Origin of the sequence: Thiocystis violacea (assembly GCF_016583575.1) — a bacterium.
Classification (GTDB): Bacteria; Pseudomonadota; Gammaproteobacteria; order Chromatiales; family Chromatiaceae; genus Thiocystis; species Thiocystis violacea.
Genome location: NZ_NRRG01000004.1, coordinates 138,684 through 163,234, shown reverse-complemented (window position 1 = coordinate 163,234; position 24,551 = coordinate 138,684). Strand labels below are relative to the sequence as shown.

22 protein-coding genes are annotated in these 24,551 nt (G+C 64.1%); 13 read left to right on the top strand and 9 right to left on the bottom strand.

The window, feature by feature from the left end; all coding sequences use genetic code 11:
• Positions 1–148: 148 nt before the first annotated feature.
• Entirely contained in the window at positions 149–2,920 is a 2,772-nt protein-coding gene (locus CKO27_RS03945; protein WP_200373576.1) for a sensor domain-containing protein, read from the top strand.
• 88 nt (positions 2,921–3,008) lie between these two features.
• Here the strand turns inward: CKO27_RS03945 and CKO27_RS03940 are convergent, their stop codons facing one another.
• Positions 3,009–3,434, bottom strand: coding sequence for a DUF2750 domain-containing protein (locus CKO27_RS03940; protein ID WP_200373575.1), 426 nt, complete (start codon positions 3,432–3,434; stop codon positions 3,009–3,011).
• A gap of 430 nt (positions 3,435–3,864) precedes the next feature.
• Between CKO27_RS03940 and glgX the strand changes: the two genes are divergently transcribed.
• The 3 genes from glgX (at position 3,865) to CKO27_RS03925 (ending at position 8,237) form a co-directional block, all read left to right on the top strand.
• On the top strand, positions 3,865–5,949 hold the full coding sequence (glgX, locus tag CKO27_RS03935; RefSeq protein WP_200373574.1) for a glycogen debranching protein GlgX: 2,085 nt from the start codon (positions 3,865–3,867) through the stop codon (positions 5,947–5,949).
• A gap of 26 nt (positions 5,950–5,975) precedes the next feature.
• Positions 5,976–6,569: a Maf family nucleotide pyrophosphatase gene (locus tag CKO27_RS03930; protein WP_200373573.1), complete on the top strand. Its 594-nt coding sequence runs from the start codon at positions 5,976–5,978 to the stop codon at positions 6,567–6,569.
• Positions 6,570–6,689: 120 nt separating this feature from the next.
• Positions 6,690–8,237: a lytic transglycosylase domain-containing protein gene (locus CKO27_RS03925; RefSeq protein ID WP_200373572.1), complete on the top strand. Its 1,548-nt coding sequence runs from the start codon at positions 6,690–6,692 to the stop codon at positions 8,235–8,237.
• A 219-nt stretch (positions 8,238–8,456) separates the two neighbouring features.
• Here the strand turns inward: CKO27_RS03925 and hda are convergent, their stop codons facing one another.
• Together hda and wrbA are read right to left on the bottom strand one after the other, a co-directional pair.
• Positions 8,457–9,161: a DnaA regulatory inactivator Hda gene (gene hda, locus CKO27_RS03920; protein ID WP_200373571.1), complete on the bottom strand. Its 705-nt coding sequence runs from the start codon at positions 9,159–9,161 to the stop codon at positions 8,457–8,459.
• 16 nt (positions 9,162–9,177) lie between these two features.
• Positions 9,178–9,777 carry an NAD(P)H:quinone oxidoreductase gene (gene wrbA, locus CKO27_RS03915; protein WP_200373570.1) on the bottom strand — a complete coding sequence of 200 codons (600 nt, stop codon included), beginning with the start codon at positions 9,775–9,777 and terminating at the stop codon, positions 9,178–9,180.
• Between the two features lie 279 nt (positions 9,778–10,056).
• Here wrbA and CKO27_RS03910 point away from each other — a divergent pair, with 279 nt between their 5' ends.
• Positions 10,057–10,629: a thioredoxin family protein gene (locus tag CKO27_RS03910; RefSeq protein ID WP_200373569.1), complete on the top strand. Its 573-nt coding sequence runs from the start codon at positions 10,057–10,059 to the stop codon at positions 10,627–10,629.
• Positions 10,630–10,714: 85 nt separating this feature from the next.
• On the top strand, positions 10,715–11,008 hold the full coding sequence (locus CKO27_RS03905; RefSeq protein WP_200373568.1) for an acylphosphatase: 294 nt from the start codon (positions 10,715–10,717) through the stop codon (positions 11,006–11,008).
• Here CKO27_RS03905 and CKO27_RS03900 read toward each other — a convergent pair.
• A complete protein-coding gene (locus tag CKO27_RS03900; protein WP_242470709.1) occupies positions 11,002–11,871 on the bottom strand; it encodes a metallophosphoesterase in 870 nt (289 codons plus the stop codon). The two genes, CKO27_RS03905 and CKO27_RS03900, sit on opposite strands and share 7 nt — an antisense overlap.
• A gap of 445 nt (positions 11,872–12,316) precedes the next feature.
• On the opposite strand from CKO27_RS03900, the gene CKO27_RS03895 reads away from it, so the two are divergent.
• Positions 12,317–12,736: a rubrerythrin family protein gene (locus tag CKO27_RS03895; RefSeq protein WP_200373584.1), complete on the top strand. Its 420-nt coding sequence runs from the start codon at positions 12,317–12,319 to the stop codon at positions 12,734–12,736.
• A gap of 167 nt (positions 12,737–12,903) precedes the next feature.
• Here the strand turns inward: CKO27_RS03895 and CKO27_RS03890 are convergent, their stop codons facing one another.
• A complete protein-coding gene (locus CKO27_RS03890) occupies positions 12,904–13,461 on the bottom strand; it encodes a CDP-alcohol phosphatidyltransferase family protein (protein ID WP_200373567.1) in 558 nt (185 codons plus the stop codon).
• Between the two features lie 120 nt (positions 13,462–13,581).
• On the opposite strand from CKO27_RS03890, the gene purM reads away from it, so the two are divergent.
• Together purM and purN are read left to right on the top strand one after the other, a co-directional pair.
• Positions 13,582–14,658 carry a phosphoribosylformylglycinamidine cyclo-ligase gene (purM, locus tag CKO27_RS03885; protein ID WP_338115873.1) on the top strand — a complete coding sequence of 359 codons (1,077 nt, stop codon included), beginning with the start codon at positions 13,582–13,584 and terminating at the stop codon, positions 14,656–14,658.
• Positions 14,651–15,316: a phosphoribosylglycinamide formyltransferase gene (gene purN / locus CKO27_RS03880; protein ID WP_200373565.1), complete on the top strand. Its 666-nt coding sequence runs from the start codon at positions 14,651–14,653 to the stop codon at positions 15,314–15,316. The genes purM and purN overlap by 8 nt, the downstream gene beginning before the upstream one ends.
• Here the strand turns inward: purN and CKO27_RS03875 are convergent.
• From CKO27_RS03875 to CKO27_RS03860, 4 genes are all read right to left on the bottom strand, one after another.
• The gene (locus tag CKO27_RS03875) at positions 15,304–15,915 is read right to left on the bottom strand and encodes an Lcl C-terminal domain-containing protein (RefSeq protein WP_200373564.1); all 612 of its coding nucleotides are present in this window, start codon (positions 15,913–15,915) and stop codon (positions 15,304–15,306) included. The two genes, purN and CKO27_RS03875, sit on opposite strands and share 13 nt — an antisense overlap.
• Entirely contained in the window at positions 15,912–18,386 is a 2,475-nt protein-coding gene (locus CKO27_RS03870) for a putative bifunctional diguanylate cyclase/phosphodiesterase (protein WP_338115872.1), read from the bottom strand. The genes CKO27_RS03875 and CKO27_RS03870 overlap by 4 nt, the downstream gene beginning before the upstream one ends.
• A gap of 308 nt (positions 18,387–18,694) precedes the next feature.
• Positions 18,695–18,955, bottom strand: coding sequence for a DUF6489 family protein (locus tag CKO27_RS03865; protein WP_200373562.1), 261 nt, complete (start codon positions 18,953–18,955; stop codon positions 18,695–18,697).
• Between the two features lie 101 nt (positions 18,956–19,056).
• Positions 19,057–19,518 carry a hypothetical protein gene (locus CKO27_RS03860; RefSeq protein WP_200373561.1) on the bottom strand — a complete coding sequence of 154 codons (462 nt, stop codon included), beginning with the start codon at positions 19,516–19,518 and terminating at the stop codon, positions 19,057–19,059.
• A gap of 131 nt (positions 19,519–19,649) precedes the next feature.
• On the opposite strand from CKO27_RS03860, the gene CKO27_RS03855 reads away from it, so the two are divergent.
• The 4 genes from CKO27_RS03855 (at position 19,650) to CKO27_RS03840 (ending at position 24,536) form a co-directional block, all read left to right on the top strand.
• A complete protein-coding gene (locus CKO27_RS03855; protein WP_200373560.1) occupies positions 19,650–19,970 on the top strand; it encodes an MTH1187 family thiamine-binding protein in 321 nt (106 codons plus the stop codon).
• Positions 19,971–20,030: 60 nt separating this feature from the next.
• Positions 20,031–20,867 (top strand): metallophosphoesterase family protein, encoded by an 837-nt coding sequence (locus CKO27_RS03850; protein WP_200373559.1) that lies wholly within the window; start codon positions 20,031–20,033, stop codon positions 20,865–20,867.
• A 29-nt stretch (positions 20,868–20,896) separates the two neighbouring features.
• A complete protein-coding gene (gene hslO, locus CKO27_RS03845) occupies positions 20,897–21,769 on the top strand; it encodes an Hsp33 family molecular chaperone HslO (protein ID WP_200373558.1) in 873 nt (290 codons plus the stop codon).
• A 217-nt stretch (positions 21,770–21,986) separates the two neighbouring features.
• Positions 21,987–24,536: a CHASE4 domain-containing protein gene (locus CKO27_RS03840; RefSeq protein ID WP_200373557.1), complete on the top strand. Its 2,550-nt coding sequence runs from the start codon at positions 21,987–21,989 to the stop codon at positions 24,534–24,536.
• Positions 24,537–24,551 lie beyond the last annotated feature (15 nt).

The following is a 24,551-nucleotide window of genomic DNA, read 5'->3' as shown; positions in this document are numbered from 1 at the left end:
CCCAAAGCATGTACACGACCAAATCCTGTTGCGGATATAATCGCCGTCCGGCTTTCGCTGTGCGCGGAATCAGCCGACCTCGGCGCCTTCAGGATGACTGCCCCGATCCCAACTCATCCTCCCGGCCATCGGTGCACGGAATCCAATCATGCCATTGCTCGCCGCGATGCCGATGGGCGTTTTCATTCTGGATCAATCCCAGTCGGTTCGCTCCGCTAATCAGGCTTTCCTTGAGTTTCTGGGCTACCGGGACGATGAGGTGCTTGGGCGGAGACTGGCGGATCTGATCCTGCCGTCACAGGCGGGAGTCATGGCGGGGCTGCTCGCCGCGTCGACGGCGAATCGCTTTGATCTGGATGTTCATTTCCTCCCCGCGCGTGGCGGTTCGTGCTTGGTGAAGGTCTCCTTCAGCCGACTGCCCGAACTGGTGGGTGGTTCCGGCGGGGTGCTGGCGGTTCTGCGCGATCCGCCCGCGCGGGAGGGGATCGGCTGGCTGGAGACCTGGACCGACGAGACGCTGGCCGGGGCGTCGGATTGGGAGCTGGGCATCGCGACCGGACGCCTGCGCGCCTCGCGGAACTGGTTCGACATCTGGGGGCGGAGTCCGGAGAACGAGGCCGGGATGGATTGGATCCTGCCGCGGATCCATCCCCTGGACCGGGATAGCGTGGCGGCGGTGATTCAGCGGACCCGAACCTCCTGCGAGGCGTTCAAGATCCATTTCAGAATCCCTGGCGCGGGTGGCGGGTTGCGCTGGATCGAGATCACCGGGCGACTCGACCCGGAGGCTGGGGGTTCGACGGGGCGGATCCGCGGCACGATCCTGGACATCACCGAGCAGCGCGACACGCGGCAGGCCCTGGCGCGCTACGCGGACATCGTCTCGGCCTCGACCGATCGCATCGCCTATGTCGACCGAGGCTGCCGTATCCTCGCCGCGAACGCCGCCTTTCTCCAGGCGCTCGATCGGGGTGGCGATAACGTGATCGATCAGCCGTTCATGAATGTCTGTGGGGAGTGCGAGCTGACGACGCTCCTCTACCGCAACCTGGGGTGCTGTCTCGACCAGGCGCGGGTTCTGGTGGAGGATATCCGCGAGACCTCGGCCACCGGCGATCCGCTCGACCTGGAGGTTCGACTCTTCCCCAGCCGCGACGAGTCCGGCCGGGTCACGGGGATCGTCATCAACATCCGGGATGTGACGGCGTTGCGCGATGCCGAGCGGCGGCTCCTGCAATCGGCCGCCGTCTATGGCGCGACCTCCGAGGGTGTGCTGATCACGGACGCCTCGGGCGACATCGTGGCGGTCAACGCGGCCTTCACGCAGATCACCGGATACTCGGAGTCCGAGGTACTGGGCCAGAAGCCGAGCCTGCTCAATTCTCAGTGGCATAGCCGGAGTTTTTTCGTCGGTATGTGGCGGCGACTGCTGCGGCGCGGGGCCTGGCAGGGGGAGGTCTGGAATCGCCGCAAGGATGGCGAGGTCTATCGTCAGAAGCTGACGATTCGCCGCGTCCTGGATTCGCGCGGGCGGCTGCTCAATTTCGTGGGTGTCTTCGCCGAGCGCGGCACGGCGTCCAATGCCCCGCATCGGGCCGAGCACCTGATCCATTACGATGCCTTGACCAAGCTTCCGAACCGGCTCCTGTTCGAGTCTCGCCTGGACCATGCGATCGAACTTGGACGTCGTAAGGAATCGGCCCTCGCCCTCTTCCTGGTCGACCTGGACCATTTCGCGAACATCAATTCCAGTCTCGGCCATCAGATCGGCGATGACCTGCTGCGCGTGATCGCCCTCAAGCTGCGGGAGACGATCCGTCCCTCCGACACCCTGGCGAGACTGCGCGCCGACCAATTCGCGCTTCTGTTCGAGGAAACGGGCCAGATCGAGGAGGTCGTCGCGATCGCGCGCCGGATCCGGGAGATGCTGGGCGCGCCGATCTGGGTTCGCGGACACCAATTGCACGTCAACATCAGCATCGGGATCACGATCAGCTCCGGAGTCGACGAGGAGCGCAATTCGGTCATCGCCAACGCGGAATCGGCGCTGCGCCAGGTCAAGCGTCAGGGTCGCAACGGCTTTCATGTGTTGCGGGCCGAGCCGGACCAAGCCTATCAGGAGCATCGGCGCATGCTCGATCGGCTGCGCGATGGGTTGGGAACCCCGGAGTTCCAACTCCTCTACCGCGCCGGCGTGGACATGGACAGCGGCGATTGCGATTGCGTGGTGGCCTCGATCCACTGGGAGCCGCCCGAACTCGGCGTGGTGCCACCCGAGCGTTTCCTGCCCTTGGCCAACGAGAGCGGTCTGATCCTGGAGTTGGGGAACTGGGCGCTGGAGACCGCCTGCCGGCAGCTTCAGGATTGGATCGAGAGCGGGCTGGCGGTCCACTGTCTGGTCGTCGGCATCCACGAGGCCCAGCTCACGCGCGGGGATCTGGTGCGTAATCTAACCAACCTGCTGGAAGAACGCCCGCTGGTCGCGACGCGCCTGGAATTGGAGTTCAGCGAGTGCCTGCTTGCCAAGCACCGCGAGCAGGTGGCGGAGGTCTTTCAGGGTCTCAACGAACTCGGCATCGGCATCACGCTGAACGAGGTCGGTATTGGCTGGACCGCGCCGGCGGTCCTGCAACGGCTTCCCGTCAGAACGCTGAAGATCCATTCCAGCTTCATCGAGGCCCTGCCGAATTCTCATCACGAGTTGGCCGTGGTCGAGGCGCTGATCGCCATGGCGCAGTCGCTTGGATTGAACATCCGCGCCGATGGTGTTCGCACCAAGGAACAGAAGTATCAGCTTTTGAACATCGGCTGCCTCAAGGCGCAGGGTGATCTCTTCGGCGAGCCATTGAGTCCATCCCATCTGGAATCCTGGCTGAACCCCAAGCCCCAGGCCGCGCCCAGGGCACCGCTGCGAAATTGAATCGGTGGATGCCGGGAAGGGTGGCGAAAAAACGCCCCGGTTTCCCGATGGCGTTCCGTGACATCCAGGCTGGTGGTGTGATGGGTTTCTACGAGGATTTTGCACCACCTCCGAGCCCGTTCGGTCGCGCGGCGGACGCATCCTCGAGATCTTGTAACAGTTCCAGTGGCTCGACGACGATGCTGGTGCCGTCCGGCGCGGGAAAGACGGATACCAGCCGGGCGTCGCGCGCCATGCCCTTCAGCCAGCGTTCCATGAAGATCGACAGCTCCAATGGCTCGGGCCGACAGTCGGACCAGTCGTCGTTGGCCACGGCCGCGGCGAGTTCGGGGGTGGGCCAGAAGGGGAAACAGTCGCGACCATCCTCGTCACGGAAGGCCACGAAGCCGCCAGGACCCTGTAGGGTCCAGACTTGTCCGCGTGAATTGGCCTCGGTCAGGAAATAGGCATACCGATCGTCGGCTGGCCGCTCGAAAAGATTGGCCAGCTCGGTGGCGGAGAGTGGTACGTTCATCGCGGTCGGAATCCTGTCTGGTGGCGGAAACATGGGGCGGGAGACTGGGGGCGGGACTCTAGCAGCCACATGAGGGTCGCGAAACCCCCAATGAACCGGAGTCGATCCGTTCCAGGCCATCCCTCGGGTGACTTGTGGATCGGATTGAAAGCACCGCACAATATGCGGACTTCCTAATGGAACAAGCGAGGTGGTGTCGTGAAGTGGTATGGAATTCTGTTGGGGGCCATTCTTGGCATCCTGGTCGGAACGCTGATCGGTTACCTCATGGTTCCGGCGATGCTGAAGTGAGTCCTCCGTGGCTTCCCCGAGGTCGAGGCGCGTCGTCGATCCGCCACCTTGGATATGTGTTCATGCGACCCACGGCGCGCGTCGGTCGCGCTGTTTCGCCGCGGTGAATCCGCGAGTTATCTATGTTGGAGAACCGCCGATGAGGCCACTCAGATACCGTGTCCAGCCAGGCAGTTGGGACGCGGCCGGAGCTACCGTCATGAACGGCGGCGTCAATTTCTGCGTCTTCTCGCGCTATGCCGAGCGGATGCAGTTGTTGCTGTTCGAAAACAGCGAGAGCCAGGATCCCTATGAGGTCATCCAACTGGATCCGCGCTCCAACCGCACCTTCTTTTTCTGGCATGTCTTCGTCGAGAACCTCTCGGAAGGAACCTTCTACAACTGGCGGGCCGATGGCCGCTCGGATACGCGCCTGACCGGCAGCCGACTCGATCCCGAGAAGGCGCTCCTCGATCCCTGGGCCACCACCATCAGCGACCGTCTCTGGGATCGCCAGGCCGCCTGTCGCCCCGGCGATAACGTGGAGACCGCGATCCGCGGCCAGGTCGTGGGGGATACTTACGACTGGGAGGACGACAAGCCCCTGTTCGTTCCCCTCAACGATGCCGTCATCTATGAAATGCATGTGGGAGGCTTTACCCGGCACCCCTCCTCCGGCGTGACCCATCCGGGCACCTTCGAGGGCATCATCGAGAAGATCCCCTATCTCCAGGATCTCGGCATCACCCATGTCGAGCTGATGCCCGTCATGGCCTTCGACGTCCAGGACGTCCCGCCCCAGACGGCCAAGCTCGGGCTGGAAAACTATTGGGGCTACAGCACCCATAGCTTTTTCGCGCCGCACCCCGGATTCGCCGTGACCGCCATCCACGCGCGCGACGAATTCCGCGACATGATCAAGGCGTTTCACAAGGCCGGCATCGGCGTCATCCTGGACGTGGTCTTCAACCACACCGCCGAGGGTGGCTCGGACGGCCCCGTCATCAGCTTCAAGGCGTTCGGCAACGAGATCTTCTACCATCTCGATTTCGAGGACCGCCGTAAGTACCGCGACTACACCGGCTGCGGCAATACCATGAACTGCAATCACCCCATGGTGACGCGCTTCCTGGTCGACGCCCTCCTCTACTGGGTGCGGCACATGCATGTCGACGGTTTCCGTTTCGACCTGGCGAGCGCGCTGGCGCGCGGCGAGGATGGCCACCCCCAGTACCATGCCCCGGTGCTCTGGTCGATCGAACTCTCGCCCTCGCTCAGCCGCGCCCACATCATCGCGGAAGCCTGGGACGCGGCCGGGCTCTACCAGGTCGGCGACTTCCCCGGCTATCGCTGGTCGGAGTGGAACGGGCGCTACCGCGACGTCATTCGCGGATTCGTCCGAGGCGATCCGGGGCTGATCCCGGAGGTGGCGACACGGATCTCCGGATCCAGCGACATGTACGAGAGCCGCGGCCGCCTGCCGATGAACTCCATCAATTTCGTCACCTGTCACGACGGTTTCACCCTCCATGACCTGGTCAGCTACAACCAGAAGCACAACGAGGCCAATGGCGAGGGCAACCGCGACGGGCACGATGACAACCTGAGCTGGAACTGCGGCTGCGAGGGTCCGACGGACGATCCCGAGATCCAACGTCTGCGCCGTCGGCAGGCGCGCAACTTCATCAGTATCCTGATGCTGAGCCAGGGCGTTCCCATGCTGCTGTCGGGCGACGAGGTGCTGCGTTCGAAGCTCGGCAACAACAACACCTACTGCCAGAACAATGAGCTTTCCTGGTCGGACTGGGCGCTGGTGGAGAAGAATCGCGACATGCTGGATTTCGTGCGCGCCATGATCGCCTTGCGCCGCCGCCACCCGGCCATCACGCGCGATCGGTTCCTGACCGGTAAGCCGGAGCGCGGTCAGAAGCTGCCCGACATCACCTGGCACGGCATTGGACTCGAGCGGCCCGAGTGGGACGATCCGACCAACCGCGCGCTCGCCTTCACGCTCGCCGGTAAGGTCGAGGACGAACCGCCGATGCACGTCATGTTCAACATGGACGTGGAGAGCCAGGAGTTCGCGGTTCCTCCGCCCGCTCCGGGGTTGAGCTGGTGCCTGGCCGTCGATACCGCCCTGGACCAAGACGCGGTCGTCGCGCCCGCCGAACAGCGCCCCATGCCTCCGGGTCGCGTCAGGGTCGGCTCGCATAGCCTGGTGGTGCTGGAGGCCAGACCGGCCTAACGCCGGCCTGATCGAGAGGATTTAGCGTGTCGACACAGCCCCCATTGGTACTCGCCTCCACCTCGGTCTATCGTCGCGCCCTGTTGGAGCGGCTCGGCCTGGAGTTCACCACGGCGGCGCCGAGGGTCGACGAGACGCGGCGGCCCGGCGAGCCCCCGGCGGTTCTGGTGCGGCGTCTCGCGGAGGCCAAGGCCCGCGCGGTCGCCGAGACGCACCCGGACGCACTCATCATCGGATCCGATCAGGTCGCCTGTCTCGACGAGGCCGTGCTCGGAAAGCCGGGAAATCGCGCGACCGCGATCGCCCAATTGGAGCAGGCTTCCGGGCGTTGCGTGCTCTTCCAAACCGGCCTCTGTCTGCTGGACGCGCGCACCGGGCTGGCCCAAACCCTGGTCGAACCCTTCAAGGTGCATTTTCGTAACCTCGACCGGGCTCGGATCGAGGCTTATCTGGATCGCGAGTCGCCTTACGACTGCGCCGGCGGTTTCAAGTCCGAGGGTTTGGGCATCGTCCTCTTCGAGCGGCTGGAAGGCGATGATCCCAATGCCCTGGTCGGACTGCCCTTGATCCGCCTGATCTCGCTGCTGGAGACCCTCGGCCTCCATCCCCTTGGCGATTGATCCCCTTTGATTCGATTGGGGATCCTTCGCATTGCAAAAGCAATTCCCGTGGGCGACACTTCGCGCCAAGCGCGAAGGATCCGATCTAGGGTCCAGATATTCCAAGAGGAATGACCGAAGATGCAACTCGAAACCCTCACGGCCCGGCTCCCTTGGGCGTTACCGATTTCGCTGATGATGCTCCTGATGGCCGGCTGCGCGGGCACCGGTGTCGATCAACGCACGGGCGAGTCCGATCTCCCGTCGCAGCGTGACTACGGCGATTCACGGACCTTCCCGGTTCCGCCCGAGATCCAGGGTAATGTGGATTTCTGGCGTCATGTCTATGGCGTCTGGAGTCGGGGCGAGGTCGCCATCCATGATGAAGAACACATCGGCGTCATTTACGAAGTCGCCAAGATCCCAGGGCCGATCAAGGCGGGCTACACGGCCTCTCAAGAATCTTGGCTGAAGGGCCGCATGGATTACCACAAGCGGCGTCTCGACGACTTGGAACAGCGGGTGCGGGCCGACCAACGGCTGGCCGAGAGCGACAGGGAACTCCTCGACAAATTCAAGCAGGCGGGCGGTGTCGGCGCACTTTATGGCGCCTCCGAGCGGGTACGCGCGCAGCGCGGAGTACGCGAGCGTTTTCGGCGCGGCGTGGAGATCAGCGGGCGTTACGACCAAAGCTTTAGGGAAATCATGCGCCGACACGGAGTTCCAGAGGATCTCGCCTATCTGCCGCACGTCGAGTCCTCGTTTCAAACGAACGCCCGTTCCAGCGTTGGCGCGGGTGGAGTCTGGCAGTTCATGCCCTCGACTGGGCGTCAGTACATGACGATCAGCGGTCAGGTCGACGAGCGTTTCGATCCCATCCTCGCCGCCGACGGGGCCGCGCGCTATCTGTCCCAGGCTTACCAAAGGCTCGGCAGTTGGCCACTGGCCATCACCTCCTATAACCACGGCCAGGGTGGCATGGCCAAGGCCAGGTCGGAATACGGCAACGACATCGGACGTATCGTCAAGAATTATAAGGGGCCCGCTTTCGGGTTCGCGTCGCGAAATTTCTATTCCGAATTCGTGGCGGCCCGAGAGGTCGCGAGCCACGCCGATCGGTACTTCCCGGAGGGGGTTCGTTACGAGGAGCCCTGGCTCCACGATCGGCTTGTCCTGCGCGACAGCATGCCCGCGCACCATCTCGCGCGCCACTATGGCACCTCCAAGCACCAACTCGCCGACCTGAACCTGCACTGGCGCGATTCGGTCGTCAAGGGTGACGGCCATCTACCACCTGGTTCCACCGTGTGGCTGCCCCAAGGCACGACCCGTCGGATCGCCAGTCATCCTCCGCCAGTACAGGCGCCCGTTCTGGTCGCCAGGGTCGAGCCAAGGGCGGCCAAGCCCCTGTCCGCTCCCGCCCGGACGGCGGTCGCCAAGGTCGGCCCGACGACCAAGCCGGTAACCGCGACCAGCAAGCCGGTGACCAAGCCGGTGATCGCCAAGACCAAGCCCCGGCAGGAGCCAAGCCAGGTCAAGGCGCGTTACCATGTGGTCAAGCCGCAGGAAACCCTCTATCGGGTCGCGGTTCAGAATGGGATTTCAGTCGACGAGCTGCGCAAGCTCAACAAAATGCGTCCGAACGACAACAACATTCGCCCTGGACAGAAGTTGATCGTTGGCATTTAGGCGATCGTCACGGGCACGAGCCAAGCGGCGACCGGGGCTATCGGCCCTGCCGCCGGGACTCCCCACCCCGCACCCACGAACCTTGGGCCGGAGTGAACGGCCGCGACATACGCGCCACCAACACGGCCATTCGCCCCGACGGCTTCGGAGCCACCAACGGGGCGAATGAATTCCCCCTACACCCGGCATCCGACTCACAACGAGAATGGATGACACCGCCTAGGATGTTTCCCGCATGGCGCGGCGCACGAGCGGAATGGTCGGCTGGCGTTGCTCGCGCAAGCTGAGACTGTCGAGACGGGCGATCAGGTCGAGCAGGGACGCGGGATCGCGCGCGTGGTAGTTCATGATGTAGCGCACCAGATCGCTGCCAAGACGCATGCCGCGCCGATGGGCCGACTCGATCAGGAGTTGCTCGCTGTCCCTGTCGGACAAGGGCATCAGACAGTAGCGTGGACCCCAGAGAAGCCGCGAGGCCAGATCCGGGAGTTTGATCGGCAGGATATCCGGGGCGGCGTTGGCGGCCACGATGAGTCGCCGTCCCTGCTCGCGCAGCCGATTGAATAGATCGAACAGCGCGCTTTCCCAGACTAGGTCGCCCGCGACGCATTGCGCGTCATCGACCGCCACCAGATCCAGGCGCTCCAGGTCGTCGAACACCGAAGGCTCCAGGCCCGTCATCCCGAGCGGGACGAAATGCGCCTGACGCCCGCGCTGAGCGGTCGTCAGGCAGGCCGCCTGCGACAGATGGGTCTTGCCCGTTCCCCTGATTCCGAACAGGAATAGATAGGGCTCGCCTTCACCCCTGGCCATGGCGGAGACCGCCGCGACGGCTTCCGCGTTCGGCCCGGACAGATACTCCGCCAGCGTGGGATCGCGCCTGAACTCAAGCGCGAGATGGAGCTGAGGGTGGGAGACGTTCAAGGCAAGCGCCTGAACCTCAGTCACCGCCCGACGTCAGCTTGGCGGCCGTCATGGCCAGGCGCTTGCCCAGGGCGTGGCAAAGCCGTTTCTCTTCCTCCGAGAGCGGCAGATTGCTCTCCGTTCCCGCCAGGTGCGACGGTCCATAGGGCGTTCCGCCGCTGCGTGTATGGAGCAGGTCCGTCTCGCTATAGGGCAGACCCATGAGCAGCATTCCATGATGCAGCAGGGGGAGCATCATGCTGAGCAGGGTCGTTTCCTGCCCGCCATGCAGGCTCGAGGTGGATGTGAAGACGCCCGCCGGCTTGCCCGCCAAGGCGCCGGACAACCAGAGAGCACTGGTGCCATCGAGAAAATACTTCATGGCGGCGGCCATGTTGCCGAAGCGGGTTGGACTGCCCAGGGCGAGTCCGGCGCAATGGCGCAGATCCTCCAGCTCGGCATAGGGCGCGCCGCTCTCCGGGATGCCGTCCTCGGTCGCCTCGCATACCGTGGAAACCGCCGGAACCGTGCGCAGTCGCGCCACCAGTCCGACCGACTCCACGCCCCGCGCGACATGACGCGCCATCTCGGCGGTGGCTCCATGACGGCTGTAGTACAGGATCAGGATATGGCTCATGGTTCCTAGCTCCATCGATCGTTGGCGTCATTGCCCTGAACGCAGGTCCTGGGCGCTCCGCGTCGCGGGCTCCCGCTGGGGAATCCGGCCGGCGAGGGCCGGGGGCGCTTCCGGCCCCGTGGTCCCCTGGCCCGATCGCTAGTCTAGCAGCGCTCGACGACGCGGTGGCGGATGCCGTAACGTTGATCTGGAAGCCATATCTGGTGAGAATCGCTATCCGTCCCGCTGGATCTCCCAGGCACCGGCCGACGCAGTCAATAACAAGAGGAGGAGAAACTCATGCCCGAAGGCCGTTCCTTGCCAGGTCGAACCCGCCGAGAGGCGATCAGCCTCGTCGCGATACTCGCCATCATCCTGTTCTGGTCGGGCTCGCTCCTGGCCGATACCCTTGATTCAGCCCGGTTCTTCAACGCGACCTTCGGTGATTTCTCCGAGGAACTCAAGAACGCCAAGTCCGAGGGTAAGCAGGGCGTTCTGCTGATGTTTGAAATGGACGAATGCCCCTTCTGTCATCGCATGAAGGGAACCGTCCTGAATCGGCCGGAGGTTCAGGATTATTTCAAGGCGAATTTCCTGATTTTTCCGGTCGATGTCGAGGGCGATGTCGAGATCACCGACTTCGCGGGAAGCTCGACGACGCAGAAGGATTTCGCGCTCAAGTCGCATCGGGTTCGTGCCACGCCGGTTTTCGCCTTCTTCGACCTCGACGGTAATCTCGTCACCAAATACATCGGCGCCACCCGCGATGCCGATGAATTCATGCTGCTCGGTCGCTATGTGGTCGAGGGTCACTACAAGAACGCGCCCTTTCAGCAGTTCAAGCGCGAGCATCGGAAGGTGGCTGGTCAATGAGTCGAGACGTTGGGACGAGGGGCCGATTCCTCGATGACGCGGAATTTCAGCGGTGGTTTCAAGCCGCGTTCCATGGGAGCCGATAATGGACGAGCAACAGACGGAACCAAAGGTGTGTTACCGCTGTGTCGTGGGCGGTCGGGTGCAAGGTGTTTTTTTCCGCGCCTCGGCGCGTGAGCAGGCCATGCGACTCGGCGTGACGGGTTATGCGCGCAATCTCGCGGACGGTCGCGTCGAGGTACTGGTCTGTGGCGAGATCGCGGCGGTCGCTCAGTTGCGCGACTGGCTAAGGACAGGCCCATCCATGGCGAGCGTGACAGGAGTGGCGTGCGAACCCATGGACTACCATCCGCATACCGGATTCGTCATCGATCAATAGCCCTCGGCCTGGTAGAGCGGCAGTTCGGCGTAATGATCCAGGCGCACCACGCTGGTGGTGAAACGACCATCCGGGTAGAGCATGAGTTCACGAAACCCGGGAGCGGCGTCATCGATCGCGAAATCCTTGCTGCCGGGCATGAACTGGAAGCAGGTCGAGGGCGCGCCAAGGAGTTGACAGGATCCCCGGTGGAGTGAGACGGACTGATGGACATGGCCAAAGAGGATGGCCTTGACCTGTGGGTTTTGATCGCACAAGGCGAGCAGTTCCGCGCCGTTTTCAACCCTCATGGTATCCATCCAGGCGCTGTGGATCGGTGCCGGGTGATGATGGAGGAAGATCATCGAGGGTGCCTTATTGTCCGCGAGCAGATCCTGTAGCTGTCCGATCTGGGCCTCGCCGAGCCGCCCGCCGTCGCGCCCCGGTTCGCTCGAATCCAAAAAGATGAGATTCCAGTCATCGAGCCGGCGAAGCGCGACCGGACCCATGGCCGAGGAGCCCAGGTATTCCGCCATCAGATTCCGATGATCGTGGTTGCCGCCGACGCAGTAGTGCGGAATGTCCGTCTTCCTGAGCGTCTCGCGCAGATAACGATAGCCGGCGGGCGACTCGTCGTGAACGAGATCGCCCGTCAGGATCAAGGCGTCCGCCGACCGAGGCGAGGACATGGCTAACGCCAGGACGGCCTCGAAGCTGTCGCGGGTCGTGATCCCAAGTAGCTGCCCCGCGGAATCGGCGAACAGGTGCAAGTCCGTCAATTGCAGCAGACGCAGCGGCATCGGGGCCTCGTTAGCCATCCTGGCGGCCTGGCGCTGTGACGATTGACGAAACGAGGCGATGGGCATGGACTTGTTTGCCGACATGATTGGTCCCAATTGAGGCGGCTAGGGGCTGGCTTCCAGGACAGCTTCGTGCGTCCTTGAAGTGCCTTTCTAGCAGCCCCCGTACCTCTTCGCGATGAACCCGTTCACAGGCCTTGTAACATCCATGGAATGGAACCGCGGGAGTGAGAGGCCGGTCACAGGTTTTCGTCCCGACATCAGGGAAACCGCTCGCGCCCGATTGATTGCCGGGGTTGAAAACGCTCATCGCCCAGCGATCCCGCGGGCCTTGGGAAGGCATCGGGATCGCGCCAATCGACCGGTTTTCATCTGGCGCGGGGCGCTCCGGGAGTCTGGAAAAAAGGCCCATATAATCAATCTATCGCTGTCATTGGAACAAACAATTTCTGTTTCGAGCCATCGAGATCCTAAGGTAAGGGCTCATCGCCAAGCCACCCAACACGTCGTCCATCATGAGGATAGCAACATGGAGCTTAAGGGCAGCAAAACCGAGCAAAGTCTGAAAGAGGCTTTCGCGGGCGAATCCCAGGCTAATCGCCGTTATCTTTACTTCGCCGCCAAGGCAGACGTGGAAGGCTACAATGACGTCGCGGCGGTTTTTCGCTCGACCGCGGAAGGTGAGACCGGCCATGCGCATGGTCACTTGGAGTACCTTGAGGCCGTGGGCGATCCGGCGACGGGACTGCCGATCGGAGCCACGGGCGATAACCTGAAGGCCGCCATCGCCGGCGAGACCCACGAGTACACCGATATGTATCCGGGCATGGCCAAGTCCGCCCGCGACGAGGGTTTCGACGAGATCGCCGACTGGTTCGAGACGCTCGCCAAGGCCGAGCGTTCCCATGCCAATCGCTTCCAGAAGGCGCTGGATAATCTCGACGCCTGAACCCATCCACCGCTGGCGGGAGGTTTAAAAAGGGTGCCCTGGGCACCCCTTTTTCATTGGTTATTCGCGGATGACGGACGGGGAGGCATGAACTTTTCAGTTTCGAGGCTCGGATCGACGTGCCCTACCCCCGGCATCCGACTCACGACGAGAATTGATGACACACCCTAATCCTCCTTCCAGCCATGGCGCATGGCCTTGCGCCCCCAGATCCAGACGTATTGCAGGCCACTGACCACCACGGTGACGAAGCAGGCCCAGGTGAGGAAGGTGAGTAAGGCGTCGGGCAAGGGTTGGATTCCGGCATTCATGATGACCGTGACGACCAGGACGATCTGCAAGGCCGTATTGAGCTTGCTCACCGGGATCGGGGATGCCTCGACCTCCGCGACCCGGTAGTTGTAGAGCACCGCGCCGCTCACGATCACCAGATCCCTGAAGATCACCGCCAGGACCAGCCAGAGCGGGATCAGTCCGTGCGCGCCCAGCACCAGGAAACAGCAGACCAGGAGCGTCTTGTCGGCCAGCGGATCGAGGATGCCGCCAAGCTGGCTCTGCCAGCCATAGTGCTTGGCCAGGAAACCGTCGAGCCCATCCGAGGCGCCCGCGGCGGCGAACAGGAACAAGGCCCAGCCGAATTCCTGCACCAGGAGGAGATAGACCACCGGGATCACGGCGATCAGCCGAATCACGCTGATGATGTTGGGAAGATCACTGAGCTTCACGAGGCAGATCCTAAAACCGCGCCAATGGCCGGGTTTCGGATGCTAGCGTGGCTCGCGCCGCCTGTCCAAGTGTCGTTCGTTATACTATCGACCCAAGATTTCCCAGACTGGAGCCGCCGCGTGCCGCAGGATTCCCAACTTCCCCCATCGACCGCCCTCAGTTACCGTGCCGCCGGTGTCGATATCGACGCCGGCGCCCGCCTCGTCGAGCGCATCAAGCCCTTGGCCGCCGCCACCCGCCGTCCGGGGGTCATGGATAGCCTGGGCGGATTTGGCGCGCTCTTCGAGCTGCCCCTGGAGCGTTTCCGTCAACCCGTGCTCGTCTCCGGGACCGATGGCGTCGGAACCAAGCTGAAGCTGGCCATCGAGCTGGGGCGCCACGACACCATCGGTATCGATCTGGTCGCCATGTGCGCCAACGACATCCTGGTCAGCGGGGCCGAACCGCTCTTCTTCCTCGATTACTACGCCACCGGGCGCCTGGATGTCGAGGTCGCGGCCTCCGTGATCGCGGGCATCGCGCGCGGGTGCGAACTGGCCGAATGCGCCCTGACCGGCGGCGAGACGGCCGAGATGCCCGGTCTCTACGGCGAGGGAGATTACGACCTGGCCGGATTCTGCGTCGGCATCGCGGAAAAAAGCGAGCTCATCCTTCCCGATCGTGTCGCGCCGGGCGACCTGCTGCTTGGCCTCGCTTCCTCGGGTCCGCATTCCAACGGCTATTCGCTGATCCGCAAGGTACTGGAGGTGAGCGGCGCGGATCTGTCCCAAGCCCTGGACGGGGCCACGCTGGGGGACGCCCTGCTGGCGCCGACCCGGATCTATGTCCGTTCGATCCTACCCCTGACCCGGTCGCTGCGGGTCCACGCGCTCGCCCACATCACGGGAGGTGGTCTGACCGAGAATCTGCCGCGCGTCCTGCCCAGGGGCACGCGAGCCCTGGTGGACCTGGACTCCTGGAGTCGGCCGCCCGTGTTCGACTGGCTCCAGTCCCAAGGCGGCATCTCGCGCTCGGAAATGCTGCGGACCTTCAACTGCGGCGTCGGCATGGTGGTCTGCGTCGCCCCGCAGGACGCGGAGACGGCGTTGAACCGGCTGCGCGAGGGGGGAGAAGACGCCTGGGTGCTCGGCCGTATCGAGTCCAGCGAGGCCGAGCCCGAGGTGGTTTACAGCGGTGGCGGCGCGGCCCATGTCTGAAGGCACGCCGCTTCCGGTCGTCGCCCTCATCTCGGGCGGCGGCAGCAATCTTCAGGCCCTGATCGACGCCCAGCTCCAGGGGCGGCCGATCCAGCTCAGGGCGGTGATCAGCAACCAGGCCGGGGCCTTCGGCCTGGAGCGCGCGCGCCGGCATGGAATCCCGACCGAGGTGTTGAGCCACCGCGACTATCCGGATCGGGACGCCTTCGATAGCGATCTGAGCGCCCTGATCGATCGCCACGAGCCCGGACTGGTGGTGCTGGCCGGTTTCATGCGCATCTTGACCCCGGCCTTCGTCAACCGTTATCTCGGGCGGATGCTGAACATCCACCCTTCCCTGCTGCCGAAATTTCGGGGATTGCACACCCACCAGCGCGCCCTGGACGCGGGCGAGCGCGAGCACGGCGCCAGTGTGCACTTCGTGACGGCCGAACTCGATGGCGGTCCGGTGATCGCCCAGGCGCGCGTACCCGTGCTGGCCGGAGACGACGCCGAAACGCTCGCCGCGCGGGTCTTGAGGCAGGAGCACATCCTCTATCCGACCGCGGTGCATTGGTTCGCTCGGGGCCGGCTGAGGCTCGACACGGACGGACGGCCGCGCCTCGATGGCGAGATCCTGACCGAGCCAAGACGGATCGAAATGGATCAGGGCTCCTGACCCGGCTCCAGTTCCTCGATCCCGCCATGCGGCTCGTAGAGCCGATCCTGATGCGAAAAACAGGTCGAGGGTCGGGCCGGGGAGCAGGCCTCCGCGTCCCGGACCAGCCGGACGTGGGCCGATTCGCGCTCGGTGCCATAGCCCATGTCGCCGTTGCCGAAGTCGATGGTCCAGGCGCTCCCTGGATAATAGGAGGCGGGATTCGCGCTCCAGAAGCGGCTCGCGGGCGTGCGCGGAAAGATGACACCATCGATATCCAGTCCATGGCAGCGCCGTTGCAGCAATGACAGAAGCTCGTGGCGATCCGGCAGACGCCAATCGGCGAAACCGGCGAACCGAGAGCCCAGCGCGCGCCGCGAACCTTCCCGCCATCCGAGGTTCAGCGGCGCGCCGGACGCGCAGCCAATGCCGCCCGTGCCCTCGACGCACTGTTTCCACATCAAGCCCGTGACGACATCCTTGACGGTACCGTTCTGGATCAGGACGTAGCGCGCGTCCGGCAGGCTGGCCGGACCCTGGTCGCCGCAGTCCTGCCCCAGGGCCGCGCCGGCCGTGAGGAACGCGCCGAGCGCGAGCCAGCCAAACCGAGGTGTCTTCATCGTCTCGCCACCCTTCGTTGAAGCTGTTCGATGGCCGTCAAGGCCCCTGTCTTGAGTCCGATGAGCTTGTCCCGCATCGCCCGAGCCGCTCCCGGTTTCCCGGCGTCCCGGAGTCGGATCATCGCGCTCCCGAGGCGCCGAATCCGATCGTGGAGCCGCGCGACCTCCTTGAACTCCAAGAGATGTCCATGGCGAATGTCGCCCTCGCCCGCGAGCCAGGTGGAAAAACGTCCATCCGATGACTCACCACCTCCGTCGACCGGGAATTTCTCCCGCCGCTCCCCGTCGCACCCGTCCAGACGATCGACCAGCCGTTCGAGCCAATGCCGGCAATCATACTGGGCCAGCAGGAGCGGCATGTCGCTCGATCGCCAACAGCCTCCCGCCCAGAGCGTCCATTTCCAATCCGGCTCGAACCCCTCGATCCACCCCGGCACCTGCTCCGGCGGCATGGGACGACCGATCCCAAAGCCTTGCGCGCGATCGCATCCCAGGTCCATCAAGAGCAACCCCTGCTCGGGCGTCTCGACGCCCTCGGCGATGACCTGCCGGCGAAAGACGCTGGCCAGACCGATCACACCCTTGGTGATCGCCAGATCGTCCTGATCATCGAGCATGTCCCGCACGAATGAGCGATCGATCTTGAGGGTCTCGACGGGCAATTGCTTGAGATAGCTCAGCGAGGAATAGCCGGTTCCGAAGTCGTCGAGCGCGAAACCCACGCCGATCGATTGGCAGGCCCCGATGATCCCACGCATCATCGCGATATCCTCGAGCGCCGCGCTCTCCAGTATCTCCAGCTCGAGATGATGGGGCGCCAGATCGGCATGCTCCGAGAGGATCGCCCGAAGCCTCGGCAGGAAGGCGCCGTGTTGAAAATGGCGGGCGGCGATATTGACACTGACGGTCAAGTCCAGGCCATCCAGGACCCATTGTCGCGCCTGTCCCAGCGCCTCGCGCAGAACCCATTCGCCGATGTCGACGATGAGCGAGGACTGCTCGGCCAGCGGCAGGAACTCCATGGGGCCGACCAGGACGCCATTGGCTTGCCGCCAGCGCAGCAGGGCCTCCATGCCCATGACGCGGCCGGTACGCATGTTGACCTTCGGCTGGTAATAGAGACAAAACTCACGATCGCGCAGCGCCTTGCGGAGCCGTTCTAGTTGCAGATGCCTGGCCCGAAGCGCCCGGGCGGCCTCCATGTCGAAGAGCTGATAGCGGTTGCGACCCAGTTGCTTGGCCTCGTACATCGAGTAATCGGCATGCCGCAACAGGGTATCGGGATCGCTGTCGTCGATGGGATAGAGGGTGACGCCGATACTGGCCGAGATCGTGACCGCCACATCCTCGATCTGGTAGGGCGCTGAAATCTCTTCGAAAACCCGCCGGAGAATCTCCTCCAGCTCATCGGCGCTACCCAGATCGGTGACCAGCAGAACGAACTCATCGCCCCCCAGACGGGCCGCCGTATCCTCCGGGCGGAGCACGCCAAGCAGGCGACGGGCGATCTCGAGCAGCAACCGGTCCCCATGTTCCTGGCCGAACCGGTCGTTGATACCCTTGAAATCGTCCAGATCGATCGAGCAGATGGCCACCAGGCGCTCGCACCGCGCGGCCTTGTCCATCGCCCGATGCAGTCGCCGGGCCAGCAGCCTGCGGTTGGGGAGATGGGTCAGGGCATCGTAGCTGGCCAGACGGAGCAACTGCTGCTGGGTGCTTTTCAGGTCGCTGATATCGAGAAACATCCCGATGTAGTGCGACAATTGTCCGGACTCACCCAGGACGGCATTGATCTGCAGGAGTTCGGGATAGATTTCGCCGGACTTCCGGCGATTCCAGACCTCGCCCTGCCAATGGCCCTTGTCCTTGAGGTCACGCCACATCCGTCGGTAGAAATCGGCTTCCTGAATACCGGATTTGAGCAGCGCCGGGGTCCGGCCGAGCACCTCTTCGCGGCCGTAGCCCGTGGTGCGCGTGAAGGCGGCGTTGACATCCAGAATCCGCGCGTCAGGCGCCGTGATCAGGATGCCTTCCTGGGAGTTCTCGAAGACGCTGGCGATGAACCTAAGCTTTTGCTCGGCGCGGTGACGGTCCGTCATGTCGCGCAGGGTCTCCACGACGGCAATGGTCCGTCCCTCGGCGTCCTTGATGGGACCGGCGTCGACGGACAGATAGAGCTCGGCGCCGCACAGCGGCATGACACACCAGTTCTCCGCGTGCGCCTCCGCGTGCGCGCTGGTATCCGCGCCATCGGGACAGGCCGAATAGTATTGGCGGATGTCCGCTTGTCGCCCCTGCAGAACCAGATCGGCCAGGCAAGGGCGCGGCTTGCGATAAAAGGCGCGCCAGTGATCGCGCGTTCCAATGACATCCGCCGCGGGCATTCCGGTCAACTGCTCGCAAGCCCGGTTCCAGACGATGACCCTGGCCTCGCCATCGATCACGAAGGTCGGCACGACCAACTGCCGCACCAACTCAATGGCAAAATCCCGTCCCTGAGGCCATGTCTCCCATCCGTGATCTGGTCTTGTCGACCTGGTCATTCGATCACTTCCATCTAGCCTTTCGTTGCGGGAGTCATCGCTCGCCCCGGGCCGGCGACGCCGACCTGGGGAAAACTCCGCCCGTCTCGTTATATCGCGCTCATCAAGCCATCAAAACCAGCCAGGATTTCGTCGCGAGGAAGGCACCCGGTCAAGAGGCGCGGACGTGGAACCTAGTGGGCGGCGAGACACCCTGTCCCTTATCGCGGACCGCCTCGCCCATCCCATCAGGATCGCTAATCCCCGGCCCCGGCCTTGGTGCCCGAAGTCGACGAGGACGAAACATTGGTCAAGAGTTTCTGGAACATATCCCAGGACGCCATGGTCCCGGCCATGTAGGGCTGGAAGAGCTTGATTGGATCATAGCCCTCGACGCCCGCGGTCATCCGCTCGCGGATGTCGTCCATGAGCTGGCGTTGGAAGGCTTCCACATCCGGAAGGCCAAAGAGCTTGCGGACCTCGTCCGGGGTGATATCGAAATCGACGGTGACCTTCATGGGCGTCTCCAGTGAAAAGGATCGGGATCGCGGGGGCGGCCTGGCGCAAGCCAGGAGCCTCGCGATGGGTCAAGTCTCGCCCAGGGCTCCGGGCGTCCGGCTCAATGACGGCTCGCGCGCGGGGTATCGTCCAGTTGGACAGGTTCCTCCACGACGATGGCGCGCCGCACCCGCCGTCCGACGAGCACGCAGGCTCGCTCGAAGGCGCGCTCGGCCTCGCGGGCATTCCATTCCCACTCCGAGGGATGCGCCGTGGCCAAAAACTGCCAGTGTCCGGTCGTCAGGACCGAGCCGAGACGCACCTCCAGGGTCCAGTCATGCCAGAGCGTCTCCGGCTGGTCGTCCTCGACGAACTCCTGCTCGGCGAGGCGGACATAATGACCGGCCCGGTCGTCCATCGCGACTTGATTGGACAGGACCAGGGTATCATCCACGCAACTGCTCCAGCCCGTGTGAACGGCGCTCGCCGTGCCCATGAGCGCGTGGATGAGCAGGCCCGGCGTCAGCGTCAGCGTGAGCGGGGTGTCCCAATCCGGTTCGCCGGAATCTTTATCTGGTGTCATGGATGGATTTCGAGCCTATGTTCTTATTTAAAGCGTGAAGCGATCGCTTGAGCCCAAGTCTACGGCCGGTTGCCTCGGCGCGGCAATCCCGCGTCGGGCGCCCTCCATGCCACGCCTCAGCAGGTGAGTCCATGTCCGTCATCCTCGATCTAGCCATCTTCCCCACCGATCAAGGGGTCAGCGTCAGTCGGTTCGTCGCGCCCGTGATCGCCCTGATCCGCGACAGCGGGTTCGACTTCCAACTCTCGCCCATGGGGACGCAGGTGGAGACCGCGAGCCTACCGGAGGCGCTCGCGCTCATCGAACAGGCCCAGTCGGTCCTCGATGGTCTCGGTTGCGAGCGGGTCTACGCGATCGCCAAGTTCGATATCCGCCAGGGTCCGCTCGGGCGGCTGCGGGGCAAGGTCGATTCCGTTCGCCAACGGATCGGCGAGGTCGAGCGTGCCGGTTAGTTTCACTCCCGCGCGGATCCCGGTAAGGTATCGGCATCGGATTTCTAAGGATAAGCCACGATGAAGGTCGCGATTTTTTCAGATGTGCAGGGCAACCTGCCGGCCATGGAAGAGGCGGTGTCCCGGATCCTGGATTGGGATCCGGACCTGGTCGTGATGGATGGCGACCTGGTCAACCGCGGCCCCAGCAGCCTGGCCTGCCTGGAACTCTTCGACCAGTTGCGGCGCGAGCGCGGCTGGCTTCCGGTCAAGGGCAACCACGAGGCTTGGGTGCTGCGGTGCGGCCGCGAGGCGCCCAAGGACGCGCTGGAGGCGGAGATGCGCCGCTTCGCCGACTGGACCTATCAGCAGATCCAGCCCCGTGTCGAGGCCCTTGAGGGTTGGCCGGATCATCTCAGTTTCGATGGCGGCACGGAGACGAGCTGGGTGCATGTGACCCACGGTACCATGACCAGCAATCGGCAGGGCATCACCACCAGCGTCACCGACGAGGAGATCCGCGGCACGCTCCCGCCGGATCTCGCCCTCTTCGTCACCGCCCACACGCACCGACCGCTGCAACGGGTTCTCGACGGCATCCCGATCCTCAACGTGGGCTCCGTCGGCTCGCCCTTCGACGGCGACCCGCGCGGCAGCTATGCCTTGCTGGAGATGCGCCAGGACGGCTGGCACTGGGAGATCCTCCGTTTCGCCTATGACCGTGTCCAGGCCGAGCGGGACTTCCGGGATCTCGGGTTCATCGAGGAGGGTGGTCCGCTGGCTCGTATCATGTTCGAGGAATGGCGTCGCGCCCGCCTGCTGATGCCGCTCTGGCGCCGTGATTTCGAGCCGGCCGTGCTGGCGGGCGAGCGTCCCTTGCGACCGGCCGTCGACGCCTTCCTGGCGGGCCTCGATTGAAACGGCCCCGCGACATGAACAACCCGGACATGAACGATTCCGACAGACTCTCGCGTTTTCTCTTCGAGCACGCCGGCATCCGCGGCCATCTGGTCCATCTGGACGCGAGCTGGCGCGCCGTCCTGGACGCCCACCCCTATCCGCCACCCGTGCGCGACCGCCTCGGAGAGGCGCTGGCGGCCGTCGCCCTGCTCGCCGCGACCATCAAGTTCGAGGGTTCGCTGATCCTGCAAATACAGAGCGCCGGACCCATTCGGACCCTGGTGGCTCAGGCCACGCACGCCCGCACGGTGCGCGGACTGGCCCGTTGGAGCGGCGAGGTTCCGGTCTCGGGCACCCTGGGCGAGCAACTCGGAGAGGGGCGTTTGGTACTGACCATCGAGCACGGTCGCGGCGAGCCCTATCAGGGCGTCGTGCCGCTGACGGGTACCCGGCTGTCGGAGGCGGTCGAGCGCTATTTCTCCGACTCGGAACAACTCCAGACCCGACTCTGGCTCGCGGCGAACGAGCGGCGCGCGGCGGGACTTCTCTTGCAGCGCTTGCCCGACGAGGGAGCGAGCGAGGAAGACTGGAGGCGCGTAACCATCCTCGCCGAGACCCTGACCCCGAGCGAACTCACCGGGTTAGCGACCGAGCCACTGCTGCACCGGCTGTTCCACGAGGAGTCCCTGCGACTCTTCGATCCCGAGCCGCTCGCCTTTCGCTGCGCCTGCTCCAAGAAGCGCATCGAGAACACCGTCAGAATGCTGGGAGAGGCCGAGGTCGATGGCATCCTGGCCGAGCGGGGCGAGGTCGAGGTGATCTGCGAATTCTGCAACCGAGCCTACCGCTTCGACCCCGTCGACACACGCCAGATATTCGCCGAGCAGACCCGGCACCAGTCGCCCACGACGCATCAGTGAGTCCCAGGATGTGTCATCAATTCTCGTTATGAGCCAGATGCCGGGTTGTAGAGGCGAATTCATTCACCTCTACATGGATGGCCGGGATCCTTGGTTGAAACCGCTGGAGACGTTCACGAAAAGGGGGAATTGATACCCACGGAATGCTTGCGGTACCTTGATGGCGCGATGAAGGCCTTGAGACCGAATGCACACCCGCTCCATGGAGGGCTGTCCCGTGTCATTGCTCAACCGTATTGTCCTCCTCCTGCTGGCCATCTTCGCCGTTGCGACCATTTCGCAATATGGCATCCAACACCTGGTGGTCTACCCCCGTTTCCTGGAATTGGAACGCGCTCAAGCAACGCGGAATCTGGGGCGCGCGGTCGAGCCGCTGCGGCGCGAGCTTGAGCTCCTGGCCCTGACGCTCAACGACTGGGCCTTGTGGGACGATACCTACCGCTTCCTCAAGGATCGCAACCAGGGCTATCTGACCTCCAATCTGAACCTCGATACCTTGCAGGGGCTGGCCGTCAATGCCATGGCCTTCTACGACCAGGCGGGTGACCTGATCTGGGGCATGGCCTATGACCTCGGCGCCGAGCAACCCCTGGAATTGCCGACGCTGATGCCCGCACGGATCTCCGCCGGACATTTTCCGAGACAAGCCGACGCCGGCGATGAGACGCCCAAGGCGACGCTCGGTCTCTTTCAGACCCCTCGGGGACCCTTTCTGGTAGTCGCCATGCCCGCGCTGACCTCGGCGGGCGAAGGACCGCCGATCGGCCACGTCATGCTGGCGCGCCTGCTGGATGCCGAGGCCATCGCTCGGCTGGGCACCCAAGCACGGGTTAATCTGAGCGTCTCGACACCGCCGCCGGAAAGCCGGTCGGCGAGCGGCCCGGCGGAACCCAGCGGCTTTGTCCAGACCCCGATCACGCTGACCGAAACGCCCGCCACGCTGGTGGGAGAGACAACCTTGACAGGTCTCGATGGACATCCGGCGCTGACCCTAAGGGTCGCCACCCCTCGGGAGATCAGTGCTCAGGGCCGGAAAGCCCTGTGGGTCGCCAACCTCTCGGTGGCCGGCGCCCTGGGGCTGGCGTTCTTCCTGCTTCTGCTCGGATTACGTCGGATCATCCTGAATCCCTTATCCCGACTGACCGCGCAGGCCACCGCGCTCGGGGCCAACGAAGCACAGGAGGCGCGTTTGAAGCTCGCGCGTCAGGACGAAATCGGTGTGCTCGCCCAGGCGCTCGACCAGATGATGGACCGTCTGGCCCGGTCCCGGCACAGACTGCTCGAACGCCTCGGAGCCCACATCGAGAATTTGCCGCTGGCCGTCATCGAACTGGATCCCCGATTGCGCCTGATCCGCTGGTCCCAGGCGGCCGAACGCCTGTTCGGCTGGACGGCCGAGGAGGTCATTGAACGCCGTGTCACCGACATCGACTGGATCCACCCCGACGATCTGGTCTTGGTCGAGACACGACTTGCGGCCATGATCGACGGCACCAAGTCGCGCACGATCGGCACCCATCGCAATTTACGCAAGGATGGCACCATCCTCGACTGCGTCTGGCACAGCTCCGCCATTTACGAGCGGACGGGGAACCTGGCCTCCATGTTGTTTCTTGTTCAGGACATCACCGCGCGCCGACACGCCGAGGAAGCGCTCCGCGAGATCGACCGCCGCAAGGATGAATTTCTCGCGACCCTGAGTCATGAGCTGCGCAATCCCCTGGCACCGATTCGCAACGCGGTCGAGATTCTCCAACTCACCGGACTCGGCAATCCGGTCCAGCAGCAGGCCTGCGCCATGATCGAGCGGCAATCGCGGCATCTGGTGCATCTCGTCGACGATCTGCTCGATGTCAGCCGCATTACCCTTGGAAAACTGCGGTTGCGCCGCGAACGGATAGACTTGGCCGCTCTGCTTGAGCAGGTTCTGGAACTCGCCCGTCCGACGATCGCGCAGACGGGCCATGACCTCACCGTCACCCTACCGCCAGAGGCGATCGAGTTGGACGCCGACCCGGTGCGCTTGACGCAAATCCTCGTGAACCTGCTCGAAAACGCGCGCAAATACACCGAACCAGGCGGACACATCCACTTGTTCGCCATCCAAGTGGAGGATGCCGTCGTCATCGAGGTTCGCGACAACGGGATCGGCATCGCACCCGAGGATCTTCCGCGTCTGTTCGACCTCTTCGTGCAGATCGGCTCCAGCCGCAAAAACGCCCAGGGCGGTCTCGGCATCGGGCTGGCGCTGGCGCGTGGTCTGGTGGAGATGCACGGCGGATGTCTCACCGCCGACAGCGCGGGCCTGGGTCAGGGCAGCACGTTCAGGGTGTCCCTACCGATCCCGCATCCGTCTTCCGCCCCATCGCCCCGGCGGCCCGCGCTCGACCCGATCAGACCGCCGACACGCCGGCACGTCCTGGTAGTGGACGATCAACGGGATATCGCCGATTCGCTGGCCCAGGTGCTGGAACTGCACGGCTACCGGGGGGTCTACGACGGGCTGGAAGCGATCGAGACGGTCGCGCGCGAGTCCCCCGAGATCGTCTTGATGGATCTCGGGATGCCGCGACTCGATGGATATGGCGCCTGCCGGATCCTGCGCGAGCAGCCTGGCGGACTGAAGCGACGGATCATCGCGCTGAGCGGCTGGGGTCAACCCGAGGATCGCCAACGCACCCAGGCGGCTGGGTTCGATGGCCATCTGATCAAGCCGGTCGAGTCCGCCACCCTTCTGCGGCTGCTGGCGGAGGAAAACGGACCCTGAGGTGCTCCAGCCGCT

What these genes read in the sequence shown, in the direction of transcription:
- CKO27_RS03945 (WP_200373576.1), top strand. Translation starts at nt 149, where the DNA reads ATGCCATTGCTCGCCGCGATGCCGATGGGCGTTTTCATTCTGGATCAA.
- CKO27_RS03940 (WP_200373575.1), bottom strand. Translation starts at nt 3,434, where the DNA reads ATGAACGTACCACTCTCCGCCACCGAGCTGGCCAATCTTTTCGAGCGG.
- glgX (WP_200373574.1), top strand. Translation starts at nt 3,865, where the DNA reads ATGAGGCCACTCAGATACCGTGTCCAGCCAGGCAGTTGGGACGCGGCC.
- CKO27_RS03925 (WP_200373572.1), top strand. Translation starts at nt 6,690, where the DNA reads ATGCAACTCGAAACCCTCACGGCCCGGCTCCCTTGGGCGTTACCGATT.
- wrbA (WP_200373570.1), bottom strand. Translation starts at nt 9,777, where the DNA reads ATGAGCCATATCCTGATCCTGTACTACAGCCGTCATGGAGCCACCGCC.
- CKO27_RS03910 (WP_200373569.1), top strand. Translation starts at nt 10,057, where the DNA reads ATGCCCGAAGGCCGTTCCTTGCCAGGTCGAACCCGCCGAGAGGCGATC.
- CKO27_RS03905 (WP_200373568.1), top strand. Translation starts at nt 10,715, where the DNA reads ATGGACGAGCAACAGACGGAACCAAAGGTGTGTTACCGCTGTGTCGTG.
- CKO27_RS03900 (WP_242470709.1), bottom strand. Translation starts at nt 11,871, where the DNA reads ATGTCGGCAAACAAGTCCATGCCCATCGCCTCGTTTCGTCAATCGTCA.
- CKO27_RS03895 (WP_200373584.1), top strand. Translation starts at nt 12,317, where the DNA reads ATGGAGCTTAAGGGCAGCAAAACCGAGCAAAGTCTGAAAGAGGCTTTC.
- purN (WP_200373565.1), top strand. Translation starts at nt 14,651, where the DNA reads ATGTCTGAAGGCACGCCGCTTCCGGTCGTCGCCCTCATCTCGGGCGGC.
- CKO27_RS03875 (WP_200373564.1), bottom strand. Translation starts at nt 15,915, where the DNA reads ATGAAGACACCTCGGTTTGGCTGGCTCGCGCTCGGCGCGTTCCTCACG.
- CKO27_RS03865 (WP_200373562.1), bottom strand. Translation starts at nt 18,955, where the DNA reads ATGAAGGTCACCGTCGATTTCGATATCACCCCGGACGAGGTCCGCAAG.
- CKO27_RS03860 (WP_200373561.1), bottom strand. Translation starts at nt 19,518, where the DNA reads ATGACACCAGATAAAGATTCCGGCGAACCGGATTGGGACACCCCGCTC.
- CKO27_RS03855 (WP_200373560.1), top strand. Translation starts at nt 19,650, where the DNA reads ATGTCCGTCATCCTCGATCTAGCCATCTTCCCCACCGATCAAGGGGTC.
- CKO27_RS03850 (WP_200373559.1), top strand. Translation starts at nt 20,031, where the DNA reads ATGAAGGTCGCGATTTTTTCAGATGTGCAGGGCAACCTGCCGGCCATG.
- hslO (WP_200373558.1), top strand. Translation starts at nt 20,897, where the DNA reads ATGAACGATTCCGACAGACTCTCGCGTTTTCTCTTCGAGCACGCCGGC.